Origin of the sequence: Streptomyces sp. NA04227 (assembly GCF_013364195.1) — a bacterium.
In the GTDB taxonomy this organism is placed as follows: Bacteria; Actinomycetota; Actinomycetes; order Streptomycetales; family Streptomycetaceae; genus Streptomyces.
This window is the reverse complement of sequence record NZ_CP054918.1, coordinates 4,157,623-4,182,145: the sequence shown is the minus strand read 5'-3', so window position 1 is coordinate 4,182,145 and position 24,523 is coordinate 4,157,623. Positions and strand designations below refer to the sequence as shown.

The 24,523-nt window shown below is 70.8% G+C and carries 18 protein-coding genes; 13 read left to right on the top strand and 5 right to left on the bottom strand.

Annotation, left to right across the window (positions count from 1 at the left end):
* Nucleotides 1-244 precede the first annotated feature (244 nt).
* Complete coding sequence (locus HUT18_RS17790; protein ID WP_254878661.1) at nt 245-2,440, top strand: RICIN domain-containing protein; 2,196 nt, start codon at nt 245-247, stop codon at nt 2,438-2,440.
* A 183-nt stretch (nt 2,441-2,623) separates the two neighbouring features.
* Here the strand turns inward: HUT18_RS17790 and HUT18_RS17785 are convergent, their stop codons facing one another.
* Together HUT18_RS17785 and HUT18_RS17780 are read right to left on the bottom strand one after the other, a co-directional pair.
* Nucleotides 2,624-3,526 (bottom strand): GNAT family N-acetyltransferase, encoded by a 903-nt coding sequence (locus tag HUT18_RS17785; RefSeq protein ID WP_176101624.1) that lies wholly within the window; start codon nt 3,524-3,526, stop codon nt 2,624-2,626.
* A gap of 268 nt (nt 3,527-3,794) precedes the next feature.
* Nucleotides 3,795-4,838 carry a hypothetical protein gene (locus HUT18_RS17780; RefSeq protein WP_176101623.1) on the bottom strand — a complete coding sequence of 348 codons (1,044 nt, stop codon included), beginning with the start codon at nt 4,836-4,838 and terminating at the stop codon, nt 3,795-3,797.
* Between the two features lie 797 nt (nt 4,839-5,635).
* Between HUT18_RS17780 and HUT18_RS17775 the strand changes: the two genes are divergently transcribed.
* On the top strand, nt 5,636-6,535 hold the full coding sequence (locus HUT18_RS17775; protein ID WP_176101622.1) for a formate/nitrite transporter family protein: 900 nt from the start codon (nt 5,636-5,638) through the stop codon (nt 6,533-6,535).
* Between the two features lie 97 nt (nt 6,536-6,632).
* Here the strand turns inward: HUT18_RS17775 and HUT18_RS17770 are convergent, their stop codons facing one another.
* Complete coding sequence (locus tag HUT18_RS17770) at nt 6,633-7,232, bottom strand: TetR/AcrR family transcriptional regulator (protein ID WP_176101621.1); 600 nt, start codon at nt 7,230-7,232, stop codon at nt 6,633-6,635.
* Nucleotides 7,233-7,576: 344 nt separating this feature from the next.
* On the opposite strand from HUT18_RS17770, the gene HUT18_RS17765 reads away from it, so the two are divergent.
* From HUT18_RS17765 to HUT18_RS17745, 5 genes are all read left to right on the top strand, one after another.
* The gene (locus HUT18_RS17765; RefSeq protein WP_176101620.1) at nt 7,577-8,518 is read left to right on the top strand and encodes a class I SAM-dependent methyltransferase; all 942 of its coding nucleotides are present in this window, start codon (nt 7,577-7,579) and stop codon (nt 8,516-8,518) included.
* 551 nt (nt 8,519-9,069) lie between these two features.
* On the top strand, nt 9,070-10,077 hold the full coding sequence (locus tag HUT18_RS17760; RefSeq protein WP_176101619.1) for a methyltransferase: 1,008 nt from the start codon (nt 9,070-9,072) through the stop codon (nt 10,075-10,077).
* Nucleotides 10,078-10,688: 611 nt separating this feature from the next.
* Nucleotides 10,689-11,936, top strand: a complete 1,248-nt coding sequence (locus HUT18_RS17755) for a Cmx/CmrA family chloramphenicol efflux MFS transporter (protein ID WP_303246582.1) — start codon at nt 10,689-10,691, stop codon at nt 11,934-11,936.
* 462 nt (nt 11,937-12,398) lie between these two features.
* Nucleotides 12,399-13,181, top strand: a complete 783-nt coding sequence (locus HUT18_RS17750) for a BTAD domain-containing putative transcriptional regulator (RefSeq protein WP_176101617.1) — start codon at nt 12,399-12,401, stop codon at nt 13,179-13,181.
* Between the two features lie 254 nt (nt 13,182-13,435).
* Nucleotides 13,436-14,875 (top strand): SMI1/KNR4 family protein, encoded by a 1,440-nt coding sequence (locus HUT18_RS17745; RefSeq protein WP_176101616.1) that lies wholly within the window; start codon nt 13,436-13,438, stop codon nt 14,873-14,875.
* An 81-nt stretch (nt 14,876-14,956) separates the two neighbouring features.
* On the opposite strand, the gene HUT18_RS17740 is transcribed toward HUT18_RS17745, so the two are convergent.
* Entirely contained in the window at nt 14,957-16,687 is a 1,731-nt protein-coding gene (locus tag HUT18_RS17740) for an SMI1/KNR4 family protein (RefSeq protein WP_176101615.1), read from the bottom strand.
* A gap of 284 nt (nt 16,688-16,971) precedes the next feature.
* Here HUT18_RS17740 and HUT18_RS17735 point away from each other — a divergent pair, with 284 nt between their 5' ends.
* Both HUT18_RS17735 and HUT18_RS17730 read left to right on the top strand, forming a co-directional pair.
* On the top strand, nt 16,972-17,958 hold the full coding sequence (locus HUT18_RS17735) for an ABC transporter ATP-binding protein (RefSeq protein ID WP_176101614.1): 987 nt from the start codon (nt 16,972-16,974) through the stop codon (nt 17,956-17,958).
* 23 nt (nt 17,959-17,981) lie between these two features.
* Complete coding sequence (locus tag HUT18_RS17730) at nt 17,982-19,319, top strand: FtsX-like permease family protein (RefSeq protein ID WP_176104607.1); 1,338 nt, start codon at nt 17,982-17,984, stop codon at nt 19,317-19,319.
* Nucleotides 19,320-19,426: 107 nt separating this feature from the next.
* On the opposite strand, the gene HUT18_RS17725 is transcribed toward HUT18_RS17730, so the two are convergent.
* Entirely contained in the window at nt 19,427-20,431 is a 1,005-nt protein-coding gene (locus tag HUT18_RS17725; protein WP_176101613.1) for a peptidase S1, read from the bottom strand.
* A 325-nt stretch (nt 20,432-20,756) separates the two neighbouring features.
* Here HUT18_RS17725 and HUT18_RS17720 point away from each other — a divergent pair, with 325 nt between their 5' ends.
* From HUT18_RS17720 to HUT18_RS17705, 4 genes are all read left to right on the top strand, one after another.
* Nucleotides 20,757-21,146, top strand: coding sequence for a molybdopterin-binding protein (locus tag HUT18_RS17720; RefSeq protein WP_176101612.1), 390 nt, complete (start codon nt 20,757-20,759; stop codon nt 21,144-21,146).
* Nucleotides 21,147-21,339: 193 nt separating this feature from the next.
* The gene (locus HUT18_RS17715; protein WP_254878659.1) at nt 21,340-22,749 is read left to right on the top strand and encodes a YncE family protein; all 1,410 of its coding nucleotides are present in this window, start codon (nt 21,340-21,342) and stop codon (nt 22,747-22,749) included.
* 245 nt (nt 22,750-22,994) lie between these two features.
* On the top strand, nt 22,995-23,558 hold the full coding sequence (locus tag HUT18_RS17710; protein ID WP_176101611.1) for an EF-hand domain-containing protein: 564 nt from the start codon (nt 22,995-22,997) through the stop codon (nt 23,556-23,558).
* Between the two features lie 99 nt (nt 23,559-23,657).
* On the top strand, nt 23,658-24,272 hold the full coding sequence (locus HUT18_RS17705; protein WP_176101610.1) for an HhH-GPD-type base excision DNA repair protein: 615 nt from the start codon (nt 23,658-23,660) through the stop codon (nt 24,270-24,272).
* Nucleotides 24,273-24,523: the final 251 nt, after the last annotated feature.

Genomic DNA, 24,523 nt, shown 5'->3' with positions numbered 1-24,523 from the left:
GCATCCGAGGCCGTGCCGGAAGGCGCGGCCTCGGACGTTTTCCGGGGCGGGGCTCGGGGCCGACCGTCCCGACGTCGAGATCACGGCCTTCCCAAAGTCCAAGGCATCCCGCCGCTGCGTCCATGTGCACGAGGGCGGTCGCGTAGCACTCTGCCTAGACCGATTCAGGCCTTTTCGTACCCTAGGAGTCCCTGTGTCAGCTCCTCGAAGACGTGGCAGACAACTGACAGGCACGCTCGTCGCCGTGGCCCTCACCCTGACCGCGGGCGCCGTGGCGGCGACCGCGCCGGCGGCGGCGGAACCGGCCGCACCGTCCTCGGCCGCTTCGGCGTCGTCGTCGGCCACGTACAGCGTCACCGTGGACGGCAAGGGTTCCTGGACCCGTCCCGACGACACCCCGGCGGGCACGTACATCGACAAGGACGGCGCCTTCTACTACCAGCAGGCCCACGCGCTCTACGGCGCCACGGACCAGCGCAAGTGGACGTTCTACACCGGCAGCGACTTCGACACGGCCAACCGGTCCGGTGCGATCAGCGACGCGGTGAACCCGGCCGAGAGCAGGGACCGCAACAACGACACCACCTGGCGCTGCAACAACAGCGTCACCGGCAAGGAGTCCACCGCCGCCCCGGCGGGTTCGGGCTACGCGCACCGCAACTACTGCGACCTCGCGGGCGTGTGGGTCGACCCGGACACCGGCCACTGGTACGGACTGGTGCACAACGAGTTCACACCGCAGCCCTTCGCCGACGGAGTCCACTACGACGGCATCGACTACGCCGTCTCGACCGACCAGGGCAAGACCTGGGACATCAAGGACCACGTCCTGACGTCTCCGTACAGCACCAAGCGCGACGACGCGGCCGCCTTCCCGCAGCAGACGTACCACTACGGCGACGGCGACCCGCGCCTGTACGCCGACACCGCCTCCGGCTACTTCTACGTCTTCTACGGCTCGCGGATCGTCGACAAGAAGGGCGGCTGGAAGGCCTTCCACGCGCACGTGGCCCGCGCCCCGATCTCCCAGAAGATGGCGCCCGACTCCTGGCAGAAGTGGTACGACGGCAAGTGGTCCGAGCCCGGCAAGGGCGGCCGCGAGAGCAACATGGTCCCGGTCGGCTCGGGCAGCACCACCGGCTACACCCCCGCCGACAAGGAGTACGACCCGGCCAACACCGGCACCGTGACCGAGCAGGTGGCGGCAGGCAAGACGCCGCCGACCTCACCCCTCTTCGTCATGGACATCACCTACAACGCCCACCTAGGCCTCTACATCGGCGAACCCCAGGCCGTCGACCAGAGCGGCAAGGCACCCCAGCAGTTCTACGCCACCGACGACCTCTCCAAGCAGCAGTGGAAGCTGATCGGCGACACCGGCTCGTACACCAACGCCTCCTGGTACCGCTGGTTCCTCGACAGCAAGAACAAGACCAGCTCCGCCATCGTCGGCAAGAGCTTCCGCTCCTACTGCTCCTTCGGCTGCTCGGGCGACTCCGCCAGCGAGTACACCAACATCACCATCGACACCGACTCGCCCGCCGCCCCCGTGGACCCGGCGCGCACCTACCGCATCGCGAGCGGGGGCGGCCGCTTCCTCGCCCAGGCCGCCGACGGCTCGGGCACCACGTCGCTCGCGAGCTCCGGATCGGGCCGGGACAGCTGGCGGTTCACGCCGAACGGCGACGGCTCCTACCGCATCGCCAACACCGCCACCGGCGGATTCCTCGGCGTGGACTCCGCCGCCACCGGCAACCGGGCCTGGGGCACCAAGCCCACGGTCACGGCCGGGGGTTCGAGCGGTCCCACCGTCGGCCAGCAGTGGTTCGTGATCCCCGGGTCCTCGGCCGCGGGCACGTACCGGCTCGTCAACCGCTACAGCGGACTGGTCATCGGCATGTCGGCGAACGCCGCGAGGTACGCCGAGACCACCCCGTACCGTTCCTGGAGCGACACCACCGGCAACGCCGTCGGAGGGGCACGTACCGCCGCCGAGCAGACCCTGACGCTGACGCCGGTGAGCGCCACCTCCCTGGAGGGCACCCGCACCCTGGCCGCGAGCGGCAAGGCCCTCGACGTGCCGGACCACAGCACCACCAAGGGCGTCCAGCTGATCACCTACGGCGCCCACGGCGGCGACAACCAGAAGTGGACGTTCACCAGGCGGACGAACGGCGCCTACGAACTCCGCAACGTCGAGTCCGGACTGTGCGCGGACGTCAGCGACGCCTCGACGGCCGCGGGCGCCAAGGTGATCCAGTGGACCTGCACCGGTGCCGCCAACCAGCTCTGGCACGCCGACCGGCAGAACGACGGCGGTTACCTCGTGACCTCCGCGAAGAGCGGTCTGCTGCTCACCACCGCCTCGAACGCGGACGGCGCCCTGGTGACCCAGCAGCCGGGCACGGGATCCGCGCTCCAGCGGTGGACGATCGGCTGACCTTCGTCCGGCATCCGGGACCCACGGGCGCCGCGCCCGTGCGGGAACCGGCACATGCCCTCCTTCCCCGGCCCAACCGGCCCGGGGAAGGAGGGCATCGCGCCATGTCCGCGCCCGGCCCTCGCCCGATCAGTCGCTCCAACAGCGCCGCGATGGTGGGGTGTTCGGCGCAGCCGACCGCTGTCAGACGAAGTCGACCCGCTCCTCGCTCACCGGATACCCCACCGCCGCGAAGTGCGCCGCCATGGGGAAGTTGCCCTGGTCGGTGGCGGCGATGATGCGTGTGGCGCCGTGTGCCACCAGGTCCTGGGTGCACTCGATCAGCAGGTCGCGGGCGTAGCCGTGGCCGCGCTGTTCGGGGACGACGCCGATGAAGCCGACGCAGGGACCGGAGGAGTTGCGGGCGGGGACGTGGAGGCCCGCGATCTCGCCGTCCGGCGTGTGGGCGAGGCGCCACCAGCTCCGCGGGGAGGGCATGGAGTCGAGGATGTCGAGAAGGATGTCGACGGCCTTCTCGGTGCCGAACTCCGCGATGTCGTGCAGGTCGTGGGCGTCGAGGGAGTCCTCCTGGATACGGCGCACCACGTCGCGCAGGACCGCTTCATCCGTTGCCGGGCGGTATTCCAGGCGCCCGGTCCGCTCGGGGAGCGGGCAGTCGGAGGTCCAGGCGTAGCGGTAGCGCTCGACCAGCTTCCGGAAACCGGCCGCCTCGATCGCGGCCGTCCGCGCCTCGGCCTCGGCCCGCACCCGAGGGTTCGCACGCCAGTCGGGCGGCAGCATCAGGCTGTACTCGACGTGGAAGGGCGCGGCGCGCAGCAGTTGGACGGCCGCCTCGGCGTCGGTGAAGTCGAACCAGTCGAGGCCGGTCGGCTGCGGGGCCTCGGGCGGGGCCCACCACGCGGCGCGGGCGACCACTACACCGTCGCGCAGGGCGACCCAGGTCCACTCGGGCCGGTACGCGCCACCGTCGGCGACCATGGCGTACGTATCGCCGAGCAGCGCGCGGCCGACGAGGCCGGGGTCGGACAGGGAGTTGAAGAGGGAAGTCTCGTCCGCGGTCAGCGGACGGATGACCAGTTCAGTCATGGGTGAAGCGATCCTTCGGGAGAGTGACGCGCTCCCGGATCAGCCGTGGGACGCCCGGACATCGGGGCGGGAGCGCAGAACCGACACGGTGCACATCGCTCTCGCCTCCTTCCCTGTGATCGCGGGCGTCCGCCCAACTTAGACGGAGTGACTCGCGGACGTCCAGGCATTTTCGGGCGGGCATTGAGCGGAGCGGCTCACCGGCCGGGCGGGGACACCTGTCCCGCCGCCCGGCCGCCACCCGAAAACCGCGACTCGTCCGCTCGCCTCAGTCGGACTTCGTCAGCTCGTACTCGCTGTACTCCACGGACGGCAGCCCCTGCTTCGGCAGCGAGGCCACCAGCAGGCCCTGGTGTTCGTCGCGGATCACGATGCGCTCGTCCGGGTTGTACACGGACTGCTGCTCGTTCGGGACCAGGTTGGTGGTGTTGACGAGCTTCAGCTTCACCGAGATGCCCTCGCGGTACGAGGTGCCGGAGACGGCGACCACGCCGCCGTCCTTGGTCTTCAGGGCATACGTCTTGTCGTAACTGGTCTTGATGGGCTCGAAGTTGCGGTACGCGACCTTGCCGACCTCGCCCTCGTTGCGCTTCTTGTAGGAGTTGACGAGAAGCTTCGCGGGCTCGGTCTCCTTCGAGAGGTCGCGCCCCTGCTTGGTGCCGCCGGTGAACAGCAGGTCCTCGTACGCGGGCGCCACCTCCTCGGGCGCCAGCCGTCCCGACTTCGCCGCGCCGTCCGCCACTTCGGCGAGCCCGTCGGCGTCCTTGTACAGCTCGGGCAGTCCCTTCGCGCCGACCGAGGCGACCACCTTGAAACGGCCGCCCTCCTTGTCGAACACGACCAGCGAGGGGTAGCCGTTGCTCGACTCCGCCCGCATCGCGAACCACGTGCCACCGGCCGGTATGTAGAAGGTGCGCTTCCTGTAGAAGAACGGCGTCGTGTAGTCCTTCTTCTCCTTGGCGCTTCGGGTGCCGAACTGCTCGTAGTCGGCGTTGCTCTGCACCCAGGACTGCCCGCCCTCGACGGTGTGCAGCAGCTTGGCGTCCTGCTTCTTGTTGGCGGCGTTGTTCACCCGCTCGTACTCGTCCACGATCCGGTTCGCCTCCTGCGGCGTGACCAGGCCCTTGGGCCGCGCCTTCTCGGACGCCGCGGGCTTGTCGTCACCGGAGTCGTCCGAGGAACCACAGGCGGTCAGCGCCAGCGCGCAGGACACGGCCAGCGCGACGGCCCCCGGACCACCCCTGCCGAGCAAACCGCGAACCGGGGTGGGTGCCGACGCACGAGCGGAACGGACGAAGACTGAACCGGACACACCTGCTCCTTGGATCTGAGGGAACCTCAACCAAGGCAGCCTAGAAGGTGAGTTGCATTCGCACAGGCCGCGTCGAATCCTCATCGAATCATGCGTACGTTTCCGGCCGGACGGGCGCACGCGAGGGTCATCCGCTATGAGCCGCCGGACGGGGCTGCGCCGGGCGCGAGATGTCAGAGGTCGGACGTGGCGGTCGATGGCGTCCGCATCCCGGCGCCCACCCGGTCGCCAGGGGGCCACGACCGCCACGTCCGGAAGGGCCCGTGCGCGGCGGGGGAGTCGCGCACCGGCCCTCGGGCGCCCCCTGTGTGGGGGAGACGGAGGCACCCGGTCCCTCTGCGTCGACACTCCCACGCCACCCCCGCTCTCCCCATCAACCTGTGGGGCGGGCCTGCGCTCCGCCCGCAGGGGGAGGCTGCGATCGGAAGTTCGCCGAGGGCCCCCTCTCCCCCGCCTCTCCCACGTCTCTCCTCCGTCTCGCTCCCTCTCGCTGGCTCCCTTCCCTGAAGGCCATCAACCGGGCGCACCCGCACCTCGGTCAGCGGCTCCGGGCGGTCCGACCTCACAGTCGTCCGTATCGGATGTACAGAAAGCTCACAGTCGCACATTGGCCACCGTGAGAAGTCCGTGATTCCATGCTTTTCGCTGTGTCATGACAAGCAAGTCCCCGCACCCAAACGATCGCCGCGCCATGCCCTTCCGGGCCCGCCCGCAGTCGCGCCATGCCGCGTCCGGGACGGGCCCGGCCGGGTGCGCGCGGCCGATCGCCAAGGCCGTCCCAGCGAAAGAGCGATGTCATGTCGTATGTGGCCCCGTCCGAGTTCGTCAGACGAATGATCGACGCCGGTGAGGCGAAGGTCTTCATGTCCACCCGAGACACCGTGATCCGCGCCTTCATGGCCGGCGCCATCCTCGCGATGGGCGCGGCCTTCGCGGTCAGCATCACCGTGCAGACCGGGCAGCCCCTGGTCGGAGCGCTGCTGTTCCCCGTCGGCTTCTGCATGCTCTACCTGCTGGGATTCGACCTGCTGACCGGCGTCTTCACGCTGGTTCCGCTGGCCTGGATAGACAAGCGGCCGGGCGTCACACTGCGCTCCGTCCTGCGGAACTGGGGCCTGGTCTTCCTCGGCAACTTCGCGGGCGCGCTCACCGTCGCCTGCATGATGGCCGTGACCTTCACGTACGCCTTCTCCGTGGACCCGAACGAGATCGGTCAGGCGATCGGCAAGATCGGCGAGGGCCGGACGGTCGGCTACGCCGATCACGGCGCGGCCGGAATGGTGACGCTGTTCATCCGTGGCGTGCTCTGCAACTGGATGGTGTCCACGGGCGTCGTCGCCGCGCTGATGTCAACGTCCGTCTCGGGCAAGGTGATCGCCATGTGGATGCCCGTGCTGGTCTTCTTCTACATGGGCTTCGAGCACTCGGTCGTGAACATGTTCCTGTTCCCGTCCGGCCTGATGCTCGGCGGCGACTTCTCGCTCGGCGACTACCTGCTCTGGAACGAAATCCCCACCGTGCTCGGCAACTTGGTCGGCGGCCTGGCCTTCGTCGGCCTCACGCTCTACGCGACCCACGCCCGCACCGCCCCGCGGCGCCAGGGGCCCCAGGCGAAGGTCGATCAGACCGAGCCGACTCAGTCGGCCGATCCGGCGGAGCTGAACCGAGGGGAGCGCGACCGGGCCGCGAGTGCGTGACGCCTTCCGCCCCCGGGCGACGGTCGGCCCGGTACCGCCGCGATCGGCCCCGTACGGCGGTACGGCGGTCAGCCATACGCAAGAGGGGAGTTGGAGCTCACGACCTCGGGGCCGCCGCCCCGACGAGCAGTGCCACGAGCGACTCCACCTGATCGGTCGGGGCGGGGGCGTCGGCCCAGGTGGTCATCCGCAGGTGGTGGACCGTACCGACGAGGGCGAGGGCCAGGGCGCTCACGTCGGCGCCGTCCGCGATGCGGCCCAGGCGGCGCTCGGCCTCCAGGTACGCCGCGATCGAGTCCTGGAGGGCGGTGAACCCGGGCGCACCCGCCGCCAGCGCCTCGCGTATCCGGACGGCAGCGTCCGCTCGGGTGAGCGCAAGTCCCGTGATCACAGGGGCGGTTGAGGTCAGCAGGGACTGCGAGACGGCAACCAGGTTCTCGGTCACGGTGCCCTCTCCCGCCCGGCCGGGCAGCGCCTCGGCCTGCCGGGCGGTACGCGCGAACCGGTCCAGGACGAGCTCCGCGAGGAACTCGTCGAGACCGGCGAAGTGCGCGTGCAACAGGCCCTTGGCGCACCCGGCCTCGCCGGTGATCGCACGGCTGGTCAGGGCGACCGGACCGGAGCTTTCCAGCACCCGTTCCGCGGCCGCGAACAGCCGCTCACGGACGTCGGGGGTCGCTATTCCACGCGGCGACATGGCGCCTCCCTGCTACGAGACAACGGCAACACCCCATCACATCAAGGGTCTTGGCACGGATTCCGGGTTGCCGGTCCGGGCACTCGCCCATACTGTTTGGGCAAGCGCCCATTCTAGACGGGCGGCCATTCCCGTAGATCCGCATGCCCTCGTGCCCTCATGCCCTCATGCCCTGATGCCCTTGTGCCTCTGTGCGTCTGTGCGTCTGTGCGTCTGTGCGTCTGTGCGTCTGTGCGTCTGTGCCCGGATGTCCGCATGCCCCCGTGCCCGGATGTCCGGAAGTCCACATGCCCGTGGATCGGCAGGGCTCGCGGATCCACCGACCCGGCAGGAGGACCAGACCCATGGCTCAGCTCCCCCACGTCAACTCCCCGCAGGAACAGGCATGGAACGGCTACGAGGGCCATCACTGGGCCCGTCACCAGGACCGCTGGGACGCGGTGAACGAGGGGCTGAACGAGCCCCTGTTCGCGGCCGCGGCGATCGGGGCGCGGGACCACGTGCTGGACATCGGCTGCGGGGCGGGGCGTACGACGAGGCTGGCGGCGCGGCAGGCGGTCGCGGGCCGGGCCCTCGGTGTCGATCTGTCGGGGCCGATGCTGGAGCGGGCCCGCGAGTCGGCCCGGCGCGAGCAGCTCGCCAACGTGGCCTTCGAGCAGGGTGACGCCCAGGTCCACCCGTGGCGGCCGGACACCTTCGACGTGGCGATCAGCCGCCACGGGGTGATGTTCTTCGCGGACCCGGTGGCCGCCTTCGGCAACATCGGGCGGGCCCTGCGCCCCGGTGGCCGGATCGCGTTCGTCTGCGGAGCGGAGGCCGAGGGCAACGACTGGTTCCGGGCCCTGAAGGCACTCGGCGACCTGCTTCCCCTCGGCGGCTTCGGCGCCCCCGGCGGGCCCGGCATGTTCTCCCTGGCCGACCCGGACCGCATCACCGGCATCCTGACCGCCGCGGACTACACGGACATCTCCGTCAACCACGTGACGGCACCGGGGACTTGGGGCCGCGACGCCGCCGACGCCGGCGCCTTCCTGCTCGACTCGGGCCCCGGCCGCCACCTCACCGCCCACGCCGACCAGGACACCCGCGCCCGCGCCCACCGGACCCTCACCGAAACCCTCCGACCGTACGAACAGCCCGACCAGCCCGAGCAGCGCGACCAGCCCGAGCAGCGCGACCAGCCCGAGGAACACGATCAGTGCGAGCAACACCTGAACGGGAACGCCGAATCGGCCGTACTACTGCGCAGCAGCGTCTGGCTGGTCACGGCCCGGCGTGCGGACTGACCCCGCGGGAGGGGGACGGGGTGAGTTCGGGTGAACCGACGGGTGCGCCACGGTGTTCGACTGCACACTCTCCGCAGTCACACACATACGTGGCCACCCGTCCGCACCCATCGGGACCGACCTCGAAAGCACGGCCGACGAAACGGAAGGGGCTGCCGAGACGCATGTGACGAAAGGAACGAGAGGTGGACGGGAGACCGGGAAACAACTGGGGAATTGCTTCGGTTGGACACCCGGACGAGCGGCTAGGGTGTCCCGGCCGACCAGCGCCCACCAGTCAATCCGCAGCTCCACGTACCGACCGGCCGCGTCCACCAGGGGCTCCGACCGGACGGTTCGCCCCGGCCAGAGCCCTCCCCCGACCAGTTCCCCAGCGAGTCCCGACCGGCGCGTAACGACTCTCGCGTCCCGCGCGTCCCACGCGTCCGCCGTCGGGCTCCGTAGTGAACAGTGCCTCGACTCCCTTGGCAACGGCGGCCGTTCAGGTCCGCCACGAGCGTACGGCGCCAGACCGAGACACCCCCGTCCCCGGAGTTGGGAGAAAATTCGCGGTGAAAGCTGATCTGAAGGCAGTGCAGGACGTGGTCGAGCTCATCTCCGGCGGCTGGCGGGCGCAGGCCCTGCACACCGCGGCGAAGCTCGGACTGCCCGACCACATCGAGGCGGGGCTGACCACCGACGCCGCACTCGCGGAGGCGACCGGGGCACAGGAGGAGGGCATCCGCAGGCTCATGCGGCTGCTGGTCGCGGTCGGGGTGTTCGAGGGCAGCCACCTCACCGGCTACTCCAACACCCCTGTCGCGGAAGCCTTGTTGACGCGCCCCGGCTCCCTACGCGACATGTGCCTCCTCTACGGCGAGGAGTTCTACACCGCCTGGGGCAACGCCCCCGAGTGCTTCACCACGCTCCAGGCGGGCTTCGAACTCGCCTACGGCGAACCGCTCTACCGCTATCTCGACAGCCACCCCGACTTCGCCGACCGCTTCCAGCGGACCATGAAGGCGGGCAACCTCTTCTTCGACTACGTACCCGAGGTCTTCGACTTCTCCGGCCGCACCATCGTGGACTGCGGCGGTGGCAACGGCCACCTGCTCTCGGTACTCCTGGAGGCCGCGCCGGACGCCCGCGGCAAGCTGCTCGACCGCGAGTCGGTGATCCCGCTCGCCCGCGAATACCTGTCCAAGACGGTCGGCCTGGACCGCGTCGAACTCTTCGGCGGCGACATGTTCGAGGCCGTGCCGCAGGGCGGCGACGTCTATCTCTTCTGCCGGGTCCTCGCGGGCTGGTCCGACGACGACGCGGTACGGGCCTTCGAGCACTGCCGCCGCGCGATGTCCGGCCCCGACGCCCGCCTGCTCGTCCTGGACCGGATGGTCGTCGACGAGCACTCCACCATGCTGCCCGCCCTCTGGGACCTCCACCTCCTGATGACCACCGGCGGCCGCCACCGCTCCGTCGACCTCTTCACCTCCCTGCTCGAACGCGCGGGCCTGGTCGTCGAACGCGCCGCCCAACTTCCTATGGAGGCAACGGCGTTGATCGCGAAGCCGCGGTCGTAGGAGTTCGCCACCTATCCGTAGAGACCGGTGACGTACGGGTCCGAAGGCACGCGTTCCTGGAGGCGCACACGGCCCGGGAACGCGTGCCCAGACATGCGGGGTTGCGGGCAGGCGGGCATGCGGATGCGCGGTGCGCGATGCGCGTTGGGCTGGGATACCGGCAGGGCCGGGATGCCGGTAGGCCGGAGTCCCCGGAAATCAGGTGCTCCCGAGCCCCCTGCCGGGGTACCGTGCGCCCCATGTCGAGCCCCGAGTCGGACGAGGTGGGGGCTGCCGGTCACCCCGTCAGCCCCCGGAACCACTGAGTTCGTGATCCCGTGATCCCGTGAGTTCGGGATCCGGGGAGTTCATGATCCCGTGAGCTCGTGAATCGTGCGAGCTCACGAATCGTGCGTGCTCGTGATCCCGCCGTCCCGCCGCAGTCCGCGGCCGGACGGCTGCGCGCCGGGGCGCTGACCGCGGTGACGAGAAGCCTTTCCACGCCTCTCCTCACCCCGGAGCCACTGATGTCCCGTCCTCGTCCTCGTCCTCTGCCCACTCCGCCGCGTCCTCCCCGGCCGCGCCCTCTCCTCCCGCTCGCTCGCCGCCTCCCTCTCCCTCTCCCTCTCCCGCTGTACCTGCTCGCCCTGGCCGTGTTCGCCATGGGTACCTCCGAGTTCATGCTCGCGGGCCTGCTGCCGGACCTCGCCTCCGACCTGGACGTCACCGTCGGAACGGCGGGCACGCTCACCTCGGCGTTCGCGATCGGCATGGTCGTCGGCGCTCCGCTGATGGCCGCGCTCGCCCGCGACCGGCCGGGACGGACGAGCCTTCTCGGCTTCGTCCTGGTCTTCTCGGCGGCTCATGTCGTGGGCGCCACCGCCACGTCCTTCCCGGTCCTGTTCGCGACCCGGGTGATCGCCGCGCTCGCGAACGCGGGCTTCCTCGCCGTGGCACTGACGACGGCGGCCGCGCTGGTCCCGCCGGACAGGAAGGGGCGCGCACTCGCCGTACTGCTGTCCGGCACGACGGTGGCCACCGTCGCCGGTGTCCCCGCCGGATCGGTACTCGGCGCGCTGTTCGGCTGGCGCTCCGCCTTCTGGGCCGTCGCCGCGCTCTGCCTCCCCACGGCGCTCGGCATCCTGCGCGCGGTCCCCGCCCCTGCGATTCCCGAACCGACCACCGACGACGTACGGACCACCGACACCGCACGGACCACCGGGGACGTACCGGCCCTGCGCGCCGAACTCGCCCAACTCACCCGTCCACGGCTGCTCTTGACGATGCTGCTCGGCGCACTGGTCAACGCGGCGACCTTCGCGGGCTTCACCTTCCTCGCCCCCGTGGTGACCGACGTCGCCGGGCTCGGCGAACTGTGGATCTCCGTCGCTCTCGTCCTCTTCGGCGCGGGCTCCTTCGTCGGGGTCGCCGTCGCCGGGCGTCTGTCCGACCGGCGCCCGGGCCTGGTCGTCGCGTGCGGTGGTCCGCTGCTGCTCGTCGGCTGGCCGGCCCTGGCCGTGGTGGCGGACGAGCCGGTCGCCCTGCTCGTCCTCACCTTCGTACAGGGCGTGCTGTCGTTCGGGGTCGGCAGCACACTGATCGCCCGCGTTCTCTACGAGGCGGCGGGGGCCCCGACGATGGCCGGTTCCTATGCGACCGCGGCGCTCAACATCGGTGCCGCAGCCGGACCCCTGATCGCCGCGACCACCCTCGGCACCGCCGCCGGTGATCGCGGACCGCTCTGGGCGAGCGGCTGCCTCGTCTTCCTCGCCCTCATTCCGCTGATCCCGCTGATGCCTCTGACACCTCCGAAGCCTCTGAAGTCCCATCCCGTCGCGTCCCCCGTACGAGATGCCACGAGCCGTGCCGAGCAGGGGTGAACCGGTGTGAACAGGGTGTGCACGACGTCCAGGCGTCGTGCACACCCACCCCCTCTCGTGTGCCTTCGTGAACCGTGATGGATCTCCGGTGAACGATCCGGTGGACGAACTGGCCGAAAATCGCCGCGTCGGCCGCGCACGGAACCCCGCCCCGAAAAAGTCCGTCAATCAGGACAGCCGGGGGGCCGAGCCGAGAGGAGAACCGTGAGCGCCGCATCGTCACAGGCATGGGGTTCCGGGCAGCCGACGGGCAGGCTGCTACCACCGCCGGACCACGCCGCACAGCAGTCGCATTCGGAAACGGAGCCGGTCCCCGGGCCGTACGCGCAGTCGGCGGACCCGTACCACCCAACGGCCGCGCCACGACCACCCCAGCCCCTCCAACCTCTCCAGACCCCGCAGTCCCACCAGTCCCTGCAGTCCCACCAATCCCCACAGTCCCCGCAGTCCCTCCAGCCATCGATGCTGCACTTCTCGGTGCTGGGCCCGCTGACCGTGGAACGGGAGGACGGGCCCGCCCACCTCGGGTCCGCCATGGAGCGGTCCCTGCTCGCGCTTCTCGCGCTGCGCGCCAACGAGGACGTACGGCGAGAAGAGGTCATCGACGTCCTGTGGGGCGAGCACCCGCCGCCCTCGGCCTGGTCGCTGGTGCACACGCACGTGGCACGGCTGCGCAAATGGCTGGAGGCGCGACGCGGCGACGGCCCCGGCACGATGCTGGCCGCCGACACCGGCTACCGGCTCGTGGTCGACACCCCCCAGCTCGACCTGCTCCGCTTCTACGAGGCCGCCGAACGCGCCGAACTCGTCCACTCCCAGGACCCGCCCGCCTCCCGCGCGTACTACGAGGAGGCCCTGCGCTGCTGGCGCGGCCCCGTCCTGTCCGACCTGCCGCCCCGGCTGCGCGACCACCCGGCCGCCCAGGCCGCCGCCGAACGCCGTATCGCCCTGGCCCTGGTGCACGCCCAACTGACCTGTGCCGAGGGCCGGTTCGGCGACGCCGTCGCCTGGCTCGGCCCCCTCTCCGACGAGGAACCCCTCCACCAGAGCCTGGCCGCCCACCTGATGCTCGCCCTCGCGGGCCTCGGCGACCACGACCGGGCCCTGCAGGTCTACGAGGCCCTGCGCCTGCGCCTGGCCGAGGAACTGGACACGGAACCGGGGGCGGAGGCCCAGCACGCCCGGGCGTATGTACGGCATCGGCAGCGGGCGGCGAGCGGGGGCGGAGGCGGGGCCACGCGGTAGCCACGCTTCCTCGGCCGCCCTCCCGCTCTCTCATCCTCCCGCTTCCCCTCACCCTCCCTTCCCCTCCATTCCTCTCCAACTGCCGTACTCCGCCGGATATTTGACACTTCACGAATCGGCGGCTGCAGGCCAGGCCGCATTGTCAGTGGCTTGTGGTGTCGTGGTAGCCGTGCCGTCACTGACCCGCGGCACGGAGGGAAAGCGATTTCGCGGGCGCCCGCAACGCCCGTAACCGGCCTGAGGGGGGCGGGCACATGGACCGAGAGCAGTGGACGTCGTTACTCGACCGGTGGAGCGAGGAATGGCTGTCCGTCGACGATCCCGGGGGCGACGGCCCCGGCACGACCGAGATACGCGCGCGGGGCGGACTCGGCTTCGCCCCTGCCACGGTGGACGAAATTCGCGCCGCCGAGAACCGCCTCGGCCGCGCCCTGCCCCCGTCCCTCCGCGCGTTCTTCCTGGTCAGCAACGGCTGGCGGCAGGCGGGCGAGTTCGTCCACCGGCTCGCCGGCGCCCAGGAACTCGCCTGGCTGAAGGACACGGACGACGCCCACTGGGCCGAGGCGTACGCCTGGTGCGACGAGTTACTCCTGCCGGTGCCGACCGGCGAGGACGAGCAGAGCCCGCAGGGCGAACAGAACGAGCAGCAGCAGAACGAGGATCACGAAGGCGAGGAGCAGCGGAACGAGCAAGGTGACGGTGACGGTGACGGTGACGGTGAGACCGGAATCGCCACGGAATCCGTAGTCATCTCCCGCTCCCTTCGGCTGTCCCTGGAAGCGGACGCGGCCGTACTGTTCCTCGATCCCAAGGACGTGGACGAGAACGGGGAATGGGCGGCCTACTGGCTCGCCTCGTGGGACGGCATGCCCGCCGAACGGCACACCTCCTTCTGGGAGTTGATGAATCGCCTGTACGCCTCCTTCCATGCGCTGCGACAGCCCCCGGGCCGTACCCGCGAGCACTGGGAGGCCCGTACCGAGGAGGCGAGACACGCGGCGCTGGACGGCGCCGTGGACGAGCCACTGAAGGAGTTCGAGCAGGCGGCCCGCTTCGGCCGCGAACGGGCGGACGTGCTGCGTTTCCAGATGCTCGTGATGCTCGGCGACCGGCACACCGTCTCCCTCACCCGCCTCCTCACCTGCCGCATCGGGGACCGCAACGTCCTCGAACTCCCCTCCATGGCCGCCGAGTTCCTCCCCCTCCTCTTCGACGAGGAACGCAGCTACCGCCGACTCCCGCATGCCTGGTCCCCACGCCAGTACCTGGAAGGCCACGGCCCCGAGCCGGTACGGGAGTTGCTCGCCGCGTACGCCGCCCGCTCCGAAACACCGGACTTCCGCATCTCCTACGGCAACCCCGAGTTCGACGCCCCCGTGCACGAACTCGCCGCCCGCCTCGCCGCCGAACCCGCCTTCCGCGTACCGGACCCCTTCGACGGCCCCGCCCCCACCTTCGTCGACGGCGGCCGGTACCGGCCCGGCGAGTCCCCGTACGACCGCTATCGCAGCGCCCAGGAAGAGAAACAGCGCCTGTACGAGCGCGCCTGGCCGCAACTCCACCGCGCCCTCACCCTGTGGCGCCCCCGCAGCGAACACCACCTGGCCCCGGTCGTCCTCCTCGCCGATCCGGTCCTCGCCCCGCTCATCACCCCCGAACGAGGCCGGGAGTTCCTGGCCATGGCACGGAGGTGAGGGGAGAGGGACAGCAGGGAGGGAAAGCGAGCGAGAGGGAAAGCGAGTGAGAGAGGGCGGGAACAGGCGGCCAGGCAGGGGCTATTCACCTTCCAGGTTCCCCTCGTGGAACGACGCCTCGGCCCCGAACCGGCTTGCCCAGTCGTACGTTTCACGCGGTGAGGCGTCGCCACCGAGCGCCACGGCCGCGAGCGACGACGCACTGCCCGGCTCCGGGACCGCCTGCCACTGCGCGTACCGGAGGCAGAGGAAGGCCAGTCCGTCGAGTTCGGTGGTCATCACATCGATGCCGTGCGCCTCGGCCTTGGAGAGGTCGAGGCCGCGGAGCTTGGGCAGGGTGGGCAGTACCCTCACATCGACCGGACACTCGGAGACGAGCGTGAGCGCGCGCAAGGTCGGGTGGCCCAACAGCGGTGCCAGGTCTACCGGTTCGGGCGAATCCGCCGTCTCGGAGGAACCCGTCGGCTCGGAGGAACCAGCCCCCTCCGGCGAACCCGTCGGCGCGGTCGCATCCAGCACGAGCCGGAGTGCCTCAACCGGAGCCCGGCGCAGGGACACGAGCCCGGCGTGGAAGTCGGCCCCCTCGCCGGAGAGCGTCACGCGATGCGTGGCAGCGCTGCCGACGGGGGCGTGGCGCTCGCGCGGCAGGCCCGTCTCGACGGTCAGGAAGAGGCGGAGGTCACCGCGTTCCATACCCTCCCGGTCCAGGTACCGGTCGAGCAGATCGGGGTCGAGGTTCTCCGGGTCCAGACCCGCGAACTCCTCTGCGTTGTCGGGGTCTTCCCCATCGTCCAGGTCTTCCACGCCGTCCAGATCGTCCAGGTCTTCCAGATCAGCGGCGTCGAGATCGTGGGTGCGCAAGCGGTAGTCACCGCGCCGGAGCGCGTCGACGTGGTGCCGCAGCAGGGTGGTCATCGAGTCGGCGACGTAGCAGGCCCCGTAGTCCCGGTCGAGACGGATGATCTGGCCGGGGCGCCCGCCGGGGCCGGGGTCCAGGTCGACGGCGAGGAAGTCGCCACCGGTGTTGGTGGCGAACCGGTGCCACCCCGCGCGGTGCACGGACCGCCGCACCGCCCCCGGCGGATCGGAGTCGGGGACCGCCGACCACAGCGGATTGTCGGACCACTTCAGGGTGGGAAACCAGAAGGAGGACTGGTCGAGCGCCCCCTCCAGCGCGTACCAGGTCTGGTTCTCGAAGAGCATGCCCTCGTCGTACTCGCCGTTGAACTCGCCGTAGAGGGCGAGCAGATCGGGCGGCAGCGCGACGTCGTACCGCCGCAGGAGCCGTTCACGCGAGGCGGCGTCCAGCGGCGGGTTGAGGTATCCGTCGTGCCCGAGGATCCCGGCGCGCAGCCGCAGATACTCACGGAACAGCCGTACGGCCTCGTCCGGATCGCCCGCGTACGTCGGGTCGGCGGGACCTTCCTGCTCGTCGCCCGGCTCGGGCGGGAGGCCGTCCGGATCGCGCACCAGGAGCAGCCGGTCGGCTGCGGCGAACGTGCGCTCGGCGTCCGGGCTGGTGAAGGCCTCGAACCGCCCCGACGCCTCGACGACGAACTCGACGGCGAGCCGCTCCGGCGCCACCTCGCCGAAGTAGCACTCCCAGTACCGGTCCCCGATGACCTCCACCTCCATACCGGCCCGGCGCCCGTCCCCCAGCTCGTACCAGCCCGCGTACTGCGCCGACCCGGATCTGCTCCCCACCGCACTCACCCGCCCCCTCCGCCACCCCTCCGGTGCGGCCCCGGCCACCTTGTGCGCCAGGCGTTCGAGAAGCTGGTCAAGACTGATCTGCGGTCGACGCGTCGTCATGGGTGATGTCTAACAGGACGTACTGACAAGGGAGTTGGGACCCGTGCGGGGCTCGATCCGGTCCTTGCGGTGGCCCGCTCCGACACGTCCCGCTCCCCGGCACCGCCCGCCGGAAACCCCCCACCCCCGGTGTACCCAACACCACCCCCCATACGGTCCGTAGCCCCAATGTGCCCCGCGCTCACCCTGCGTAGCTTCGAAGTGTCGGACGGGGCGGCCGAGTTCGCAGGCCGCGACCGGGTCGAGCACGGACCACGCAGTTCACGGGACACAAGGGGATGCCGATGTTTCGGAGCAAGGGCAAGAGCCAGAGCACGGGCAAGGGCAGGAGCAGGACCAGGGATCACGTACGCACCGGGCCCGCCGGGGGCGAGGCCCTGCGGCTGGTGAAGGTCACCAAGCGGTACGGGGTCGCCGAGGGCACCGGGAACGGCAAGAACCCGCAGGCGACCGCCACCGGCACCCCGGCCGCCGTCACCGCCGTAACCGCCCTCGACGGAGTCAGCCTCAGCCTTCCCGCCGGGAGTTTCACCGCGATCATGGGGCCGTCGGGGTCGGGGAAGTCGACGCTGTTGCAGTGTGCGGCGGGGCTCGACCGGCCGGATGCCGGGATCGTGATGGTCGACGGTGAGGAGATGACCGGGGGCTCCGAGGCCGAGTTGACCAAGTTTCGGCGGAGCCGGATCGGGTTCGTGTTCCAGCAGTACAACCTGATGCCGACGCTCACCGTCGCGCAGAACACGACGCTGCCGCTGCGGCTCGCCGGGCGCCGTATCGACCGCGCCCGCACCGAGCGGATCCTCGCCCAGGTCGGACTCGGCGACCGGATGAGCCACCGGCCGGACCAGCTCTCCGGAGGCCAGCGGCAGCGGGTCGCCATCGCGCGGGCGCTGGTCACGGAGCCGAGCGTGATCTTCGCGGACGAGCCCACCGGCGCGCTGGACATGCGCAGTGCGCGCGAGGTGCTGCGGCTGTTGCAGGAGACGGTACGGGTGCACGGGCGGACCGTGGTGATGGTGACCCACGACCCCGTCGCCGCTTCGTACGCCGACTCCGTGATCTTCCTCGCCGACGGGCGCCTCGCGGGCCGTATCGACGCACCGACCGTCGACGCCGTCGCCGAGCGCCTCGCCCACCTCGGCGACCGCCTGGGCGACGACGGAAGCGCCCACCCGCCACACCCCGCGCACCAGCCGCCGACCATCCCGACGGCCCCGACCACCCTCTACACCGCCCCCGGCACCGCCCCCACCACCCGACAGGAGGTCTGACCGCCATGCACGCTCCCTTCGCCATGTTCTCGCTGGCCGTGAAGTCCGTACGGCAGCGGCCGGGGCGGTTCGTCGCCACCTTGCTCGCGGCCTTTCTCGGCGCGGGCATCACGATGACCTTCAACTCGCTGCACGACACGGCGGGCGCCGCGCACATCGACGACACCAGCGCGGAGACCCTGAGCGTCTCCGCGAGCGTCGTCGGCGGGTACGGCACCCTGCTCGTCTTCTTCGCGATCGCCTCCACCCTCACCGTGAACGTCCGCCAACGGGGCGAGGAACTGGCCCTGTTGCGCAGTACGGGGGCGACTCCCGCGCAGATCAAGCGGATGGTGGTGGGCGAGGCGCTGGCGGTCGCGCTGGTCGCGGCGGTGCTCGCGATCGGGCCCGCGATGCTCGGCGGGCGGGCGCTGTTCGGGATGTTCCAGGACAGCGGCCAGGTCGCCGAGAACGTCGACTACGCCTTCGGCCCGATCGCGTTCGGCTCCGGTTTCGCCATCACCCTGCTCGCCGCGGTCGGCGCCGCCTTCCTCGCCGTACGCCGTGCCACCCGCGCCCTCGCCGGCGGCCGCCCGCCCCGCAGCCGGCTGCGGAACCTCGGCGGCGCGGCGGCGCTGGTCCTCGGCGCCGGGTCGGTGACCTCCACGTACGCCATGAAGAGCACCGAACCTGCGCTGATGGCGGCGCCCGCGTACGGGGCGATTCTGCTCTCGATCGGGTTCGCGGTGTTCTCGCCGCGGCTGCTGCGCGTGCTGCTCGACCGGATCGCGCGGCCGGTGGCGAGGATCGGCGGCGCGGGCGCGTATCTCGCGGTGCACAATCTGCGGCAGCGCGCGGACCAACTGGCCTCCGTACTCATGCCGTTGATCCTGTTCACCGGGGTGGCGGCGGCGACGCTGTCGATGCAGACCATCGAGAACGACGCCATCGAGGCGTCCGGCCTGACCAAGTCCGTGGACGACAAGAACCTCGAAACGCTGAACCTCACCGTCGTCGGCATCATCGTGGTCTTCGCCTGCGTCATGCTGGTCAACAGCCTGTACGCGGCGACCTCGTACCGCACCCGGGAGTTCGGCCGCCAGCGCCTCGCGGGCTCGACTCCGCGCCAGGTGCTCACCACGGTCGGCGTGGAGGGCCTGTTCCTGACCCTCACCGGTGTCTTCTTCGGTACGGTCGCGGGCCTCGCCGGAACCCTCCCGTTCAACGCGGTCCGCACCGATACGGCCCTGCCGGACGCCACCTACGGCATCTGGCTCGCCATCGCCGCGATCGCCGCCACGGCCACCCTCGGCACCAGCCTGGCCACCACCCGCAGGACCCTGCGCGTACCGGCGGTCTCGGCCGTGGCGGTGGCGGCCTGAGGACGCGACACAGCCCCCTCGGCAACCCACATCAGCATTGCGACGCAGAGCTGCCGCACGAACGGGGCCCCGGCACACCAGGGCCCCGTTCGCCACACATGCCGGCCTCAGGACATCACCAACTCCCGTACCCCCTCCGCCACCACCACCCATCTCGCCTGCATCGCGCCCTCCTTGACCCGCGCCCGCCCCTCGCCGTCGAGGATGCCGATCCGGCGGCCGGAGAGGGCGATCTGGGTGACGTGCGCGGAGACCTTGACCCAGTCCGCGTGCAGGGCGCCCTCCTTGACGAAGGCCTCGCCCTTGTCGTTGACCATGGCCAGCCGGTCGCCGGAGAGTTCGAGCTGGAGGGTGTTGCGGTGCTGGATCGTCCAGGGCTCGGAGAGGGCGCCCTCCTTCACGTACGCGTCGCCCGCGCCGTTGTGGATGCCGACCCGGTCGCCCGCGAGACCGAGGCCGGTGACGTTGTCCGCCATCTTGATCCAGGGGGCGTCCAGCGGGCCGTCCTTGACGTAGGCCGCGCCGTCACCGCGGATCATGCCGATCCGGTCGCCCGCCAGGTCGAGCTCCTTGACCTTGGTGGACTCCAGGGTCCAGGGCCCGTCGCCCTCGCGTACGTACGCCTCGCCGTTGGCCAGGAGCACCCCCGTCCGCGTACCGGTCAGCGCGAGTTGCTTCACCTCGCCGCGCACCGGTTGCCATCCGGCGCCCAGGCCGCCCTCCTTGACCTGGGCCGTTCCGTCGCCGAGCAGGACCCCGACCCGGTCGCCCGCGAGCGTGAGCTGCTTCGCCCCCTCCGTCTGACGCACCGGGTCCGAGGTGAGCCGCCCCTCCGCGACGTACGCGCCGCCGCCGGGCCGCAGCAGCCCGATCCGGTCGCCGCCGTCCCCCGAGATGGTGGCGACGGCGGTCCCCTGCGGGACGAGCACGGTCAGCGCAAGCGCGCCGACGGCCGCCGCCACGGCACCGGCGGACGAGGAACTCACCGTCCGGCGGCCGGGGTTGGGCTCCTTGCGGGTCTGCGAGTACGGGGACGGACGCGAGTTCGGGTACGGGTACGTGGGTGAGTACGGGTGCGGGGAGGGGTGCGAGGACGGGTCGGAGATGGGCATGGCGGACCTCCGAGGGTTCGCGAGGGGTGGGGGTACGGGACGGTCAATCGGCAGGAAATCGGACCGGTTTCCGCATCCTTTGTACGGCGCCGCCCGTCGTAAGTTGATCATTCGGGGCCGTTCGGGGAGTCGGAATCCCGGCGCCGGCGAGGAGTGGGCCGCCTGCGGCACGGTCGGGCCAGGGGCTCGTTCCGCCACTGCCGGACGGACGAGGCGGAGTTCGTTCCGCCACTGCCGGACGGACGAGGCGGAGTTCGTTCCGCCACTGCCGGACGGACCTGCGGGGACGGCGGCCGTCCTGCGGCGATGGACTAGATTGCCGCGCATGCAGTCCTACACGATCGGCCAGGCCGCGCGCCTGCTCGGTGTCAGCCCGGACACCGCCCGGCGCTGGGCCGACGGCGGACGGCTGCCCACGCGGCGCGACGAGGGCGGCCGACGGGTGATCGACGGCCGGGACCTGGCTGCCTTCTCGGTGGAACTGGCGCAGGGCGGCGACGACGAGGACTCGTACACCTCCGCGCGCAACGCCTTCCCCGGCATCGTCACCGCCGTCAAACTCGGTGACGTGGCCGCCCAGGTGGAGATCCAGGCAGGACCGCACCGGCTCGTCTCCCTCCTCACACGGGAGGCCGTCGAGGAACTCGGCCTCGAGGTCGGCATGCGCGCGACGGCCCGGGTGAAGTCGACCAACGTGCACATCGACACCGTCTGAACCCTGGGCACGGACCTCTCCCGTCCCCCTGTCTCCCTCGCGTTCGCGTTCGCGTTCGCGTTCGCGTCCACGATCTTGTTGTCCCGCACGCACAAACGACGCACGAACATTTGGAACATGAACACTGGTCACCTTTTGCGGAGGCCACTACCTTCCATGGCGCGCCCCTCCTCCTCACGCCAGGGAGCACCCCGTGACGAACTCCCTCCACCCGACCCGAAGCGGCCGTTCCCCCGTACGCCGCCCCGCGCTTACTCTCACCGCGACCCTCGCCCTGACCCTGGCACTCGGCGCCGCGTGCCTGACCCCGACCGCCACCGCGACGACACCCGAAGCCACGGCAGCGACGACCGCCGGCGCTTCCGATTCCCTCGTACGGTCCCTCAACTCGCGTACGCCGCAGTGGCGTTCGGGCGCTTCCGAGGACAGGACGGGCGGCATCAGCGGCGAACAGAACCTGCGCCAGGTCTTCTTCGTCGGCAACAACTGGGACGGGACCGCTGACGTCATCGAGTCCGGCGGCGCGTACGGGAAGCTCGGGCGGATCAACATGATCCCCGACAAGGAGGAGCGGCTCCGGGAGATCTACCTCAACCCGGTCAAGCTGGCCTACTTCCTGGGGATCCGCTCCGGTCCCGGCGAGGGGCACGACCAGTTCGTGGACGACATGTACACCACGCCGGACGGCACCGCGGTGGTCGCCTCGCGGCCGAGTTTCGCCGATGTCGTCTCGATCGACGTACGTACCGGACGGATCAACTGGCGTTTCCCGGTGTCCGGTTACCGTTCCGACCACATGGCCGTCTCGCCGGACGGCAAGCGGGTGGCGGTCTCCGCGTCGATCTCCAACAAGGTGCACGTACTCGACATCGCCACCGGCGAGGAGGCCGGTGCGTTCTCGACCGGGGACAAGCCGCACGAGAACGTCTACACGAACGGCGGCCGGCACCTCTGGAACATGTCGATCGGCGAGGTGAACACCGATCTCGACGCGCCCTGGCTGGACTTCACCAAGGGCGACCGGCGGATCACCATCGCCGACGCGAAGACCCTTGAGGTCGTCAAGGTCATCGACATGCGCGAACGGCTCGACGCCTTCGGCCGCGAGGACCTCTCGGACGCGATCCGGCCGGTGGCCTTCACCCCGGACGAGTCGAAGCTGTACTTCCAGGTCTCGTTCTTCAACGGCCTGGTGGAGTACGACGTACACCGCGACCGGGTCACCCGGGTCAGGGAACTCCCCAAGAATCCGGACACCAGCGACGACCGCACCACCTACGTCAACGACTCGCGCCACCACGGAATGGCGATGAACCCGGCGGGCGACAAGCTCTGCGTCGCCGGAACCATGGACGACTACGCCACCGTGGTCGACCGCGCCACGCTCACCGAGGGCCCGCTGGTCACCGCCTCGAAGCCGTACTGGGCGACCGTCAGCGGCGACGGCGAGGACTGCGTGATCTCCGAGAGCGGCACCGACCAGGTCACCGCGATCAGCTTCGCCACCGGGAAGAAGGTGGCCACGGTGCCGGTCGGTGACCATCCGCAGCGCGTACGTCTCGGGCACGTTCCGGCCAACTGGACGCCGCCAGCGGTGAGTTGAGCGCGCTGGGGTGGTTGGCGCTCGCGGTGCCGCCCCCCAGCCAAGGGTGCGGCCATCGGTGCGGCCATCGGCGGGGCCATCGGCGGGGCCGTCGTCGGACGAGGCGCCCCGAAGTCCGGCGCGCGGCGCCGTGCCCCCGCTACCCTCGTCCCGGCCGGGAGCCCGGGACGCCGCGGCGGGGGCACGGGACGCCCTCGCCACACCCTGGCGGACCGTCAACACCCCGGCGGACGAAGGGACTTGCCTTGGAGATCTCCGCTTTCCTCGACCGCAAGCTGGCCCGCAGGTTCTCCACGTACGACACGGACGGCGACGGGTACGTCGACCGCGCCGACTTCGAGTCCGCGGTGGCCCGGCTCGGCGAGGCCTTCGCCCTGTCCCCGGCCGCCGAACCGCTGGCCCGGCTGCGCGGTCTCAGCCTCGGCCTGTGGGACCACCTGGTGCACGTGGCGGACACCGACCACGACGGTCGGATCAGCGAGGCCGAGTACAAGGCGGCCTTCGCCGCGGGCCTCCTGGAAACCCCGGACTCCTTCGACGCGGGCTACAAACCCTTCCTGGACGCCCTGATGGACATCGCCGACGAGGACGGCGACGGACTGCTCACCCGCGACGAGCAGGTCCGCTGGACCGGCGCCCTGATGGGCCTGCCGGAGCCGGACGCCCGCGAGGTCTTCGGACGGCTCGACACCGACGCCGACGGACTCGTCGACCGCGACGAAATCCTCACGGCCATCCGGGAGTTCTACTTCTCCGAGCACCCGCGCTCGGCGGGCGCCTGGCTGCTCGGGCCACTGTCGAGCGAGTAGGTGCGCGGCCGCCCGGCCCAGCCCCGCCGGAGCCCTGGGCACGGGGCTGCGGCGGGGCGGTGACGGGCATTCCCCGGGCCGACGGGCGATCATCGACTCATGGACGTCACCCTTCATCTCTCCCAGCAGCCCGACGCGGACGCGTTGCTCGGGCGCAGTCCGCTCGCCGCCCTCGTCGGCATGCTCCTGGACCAGCAGGTGCCGATGGAGAAGGCCTTCACGGGGCCGTACACCATCGCCCAGCGCATGGGCGCCGACGACCTCGACGCGCACGAGATCGCCCGGTACAACCCGGAGGCCTTCGCCGCGCTCCTCTCCGAGAAACCGGCCGTGCACCGCTACCCGGGCTCGATGGCGGGGCGGGTGCAGCAGCTCTGCCAGTACCTCGTGGAGCACTACGACGGCTCGGCGAGCGCGGTCTGGGAGGGCGCGGCCAGCGGCCGGGACCTCCTGAAGCGCCTTGAGGACCTGCCCGGCTACGGCAAGCAGAAGGCGCAGATCTTCCTCGCCCTGCTCGGCAAGCAGCTCGGGGTACGGCCCGAGGGCTGGCGGGAGGCGGCGGGCTCGTACGGCGAGGAGGGTTCGTACCGGTCGGTGGCGGACATCACCGGGCCCGACTCGCTGGTCAAGGTGCGCGCGCACAAGCAGGAGATGAAGGCCGCGGCGAAGGCGGCCAAGGCCGCGAAGCCGGGCGGCGACGGGAACGCAAAGTAATCGTCCGCCACTGATGACGGAAATTTCCCGACGGTACGGGGCGGAGGATGGCTCGTAGGGGCAAAGGGGGCTCGGTGCACACGAGTGCGCGGCTCGCGCGGCGTGCGCGGGGGCGCGTTGCAGCTCGGCGCAGGCGTCCGGTGAACGGCGGGTCGGAGTGCGCCCCTGTTTCCGTCCGGCTGCCGTCCGACTTCCGTCCGGCTTCCGTCCGGCCGCCCCCGCCTCCGGGTTTGCCGCGATTTGACCCGGGG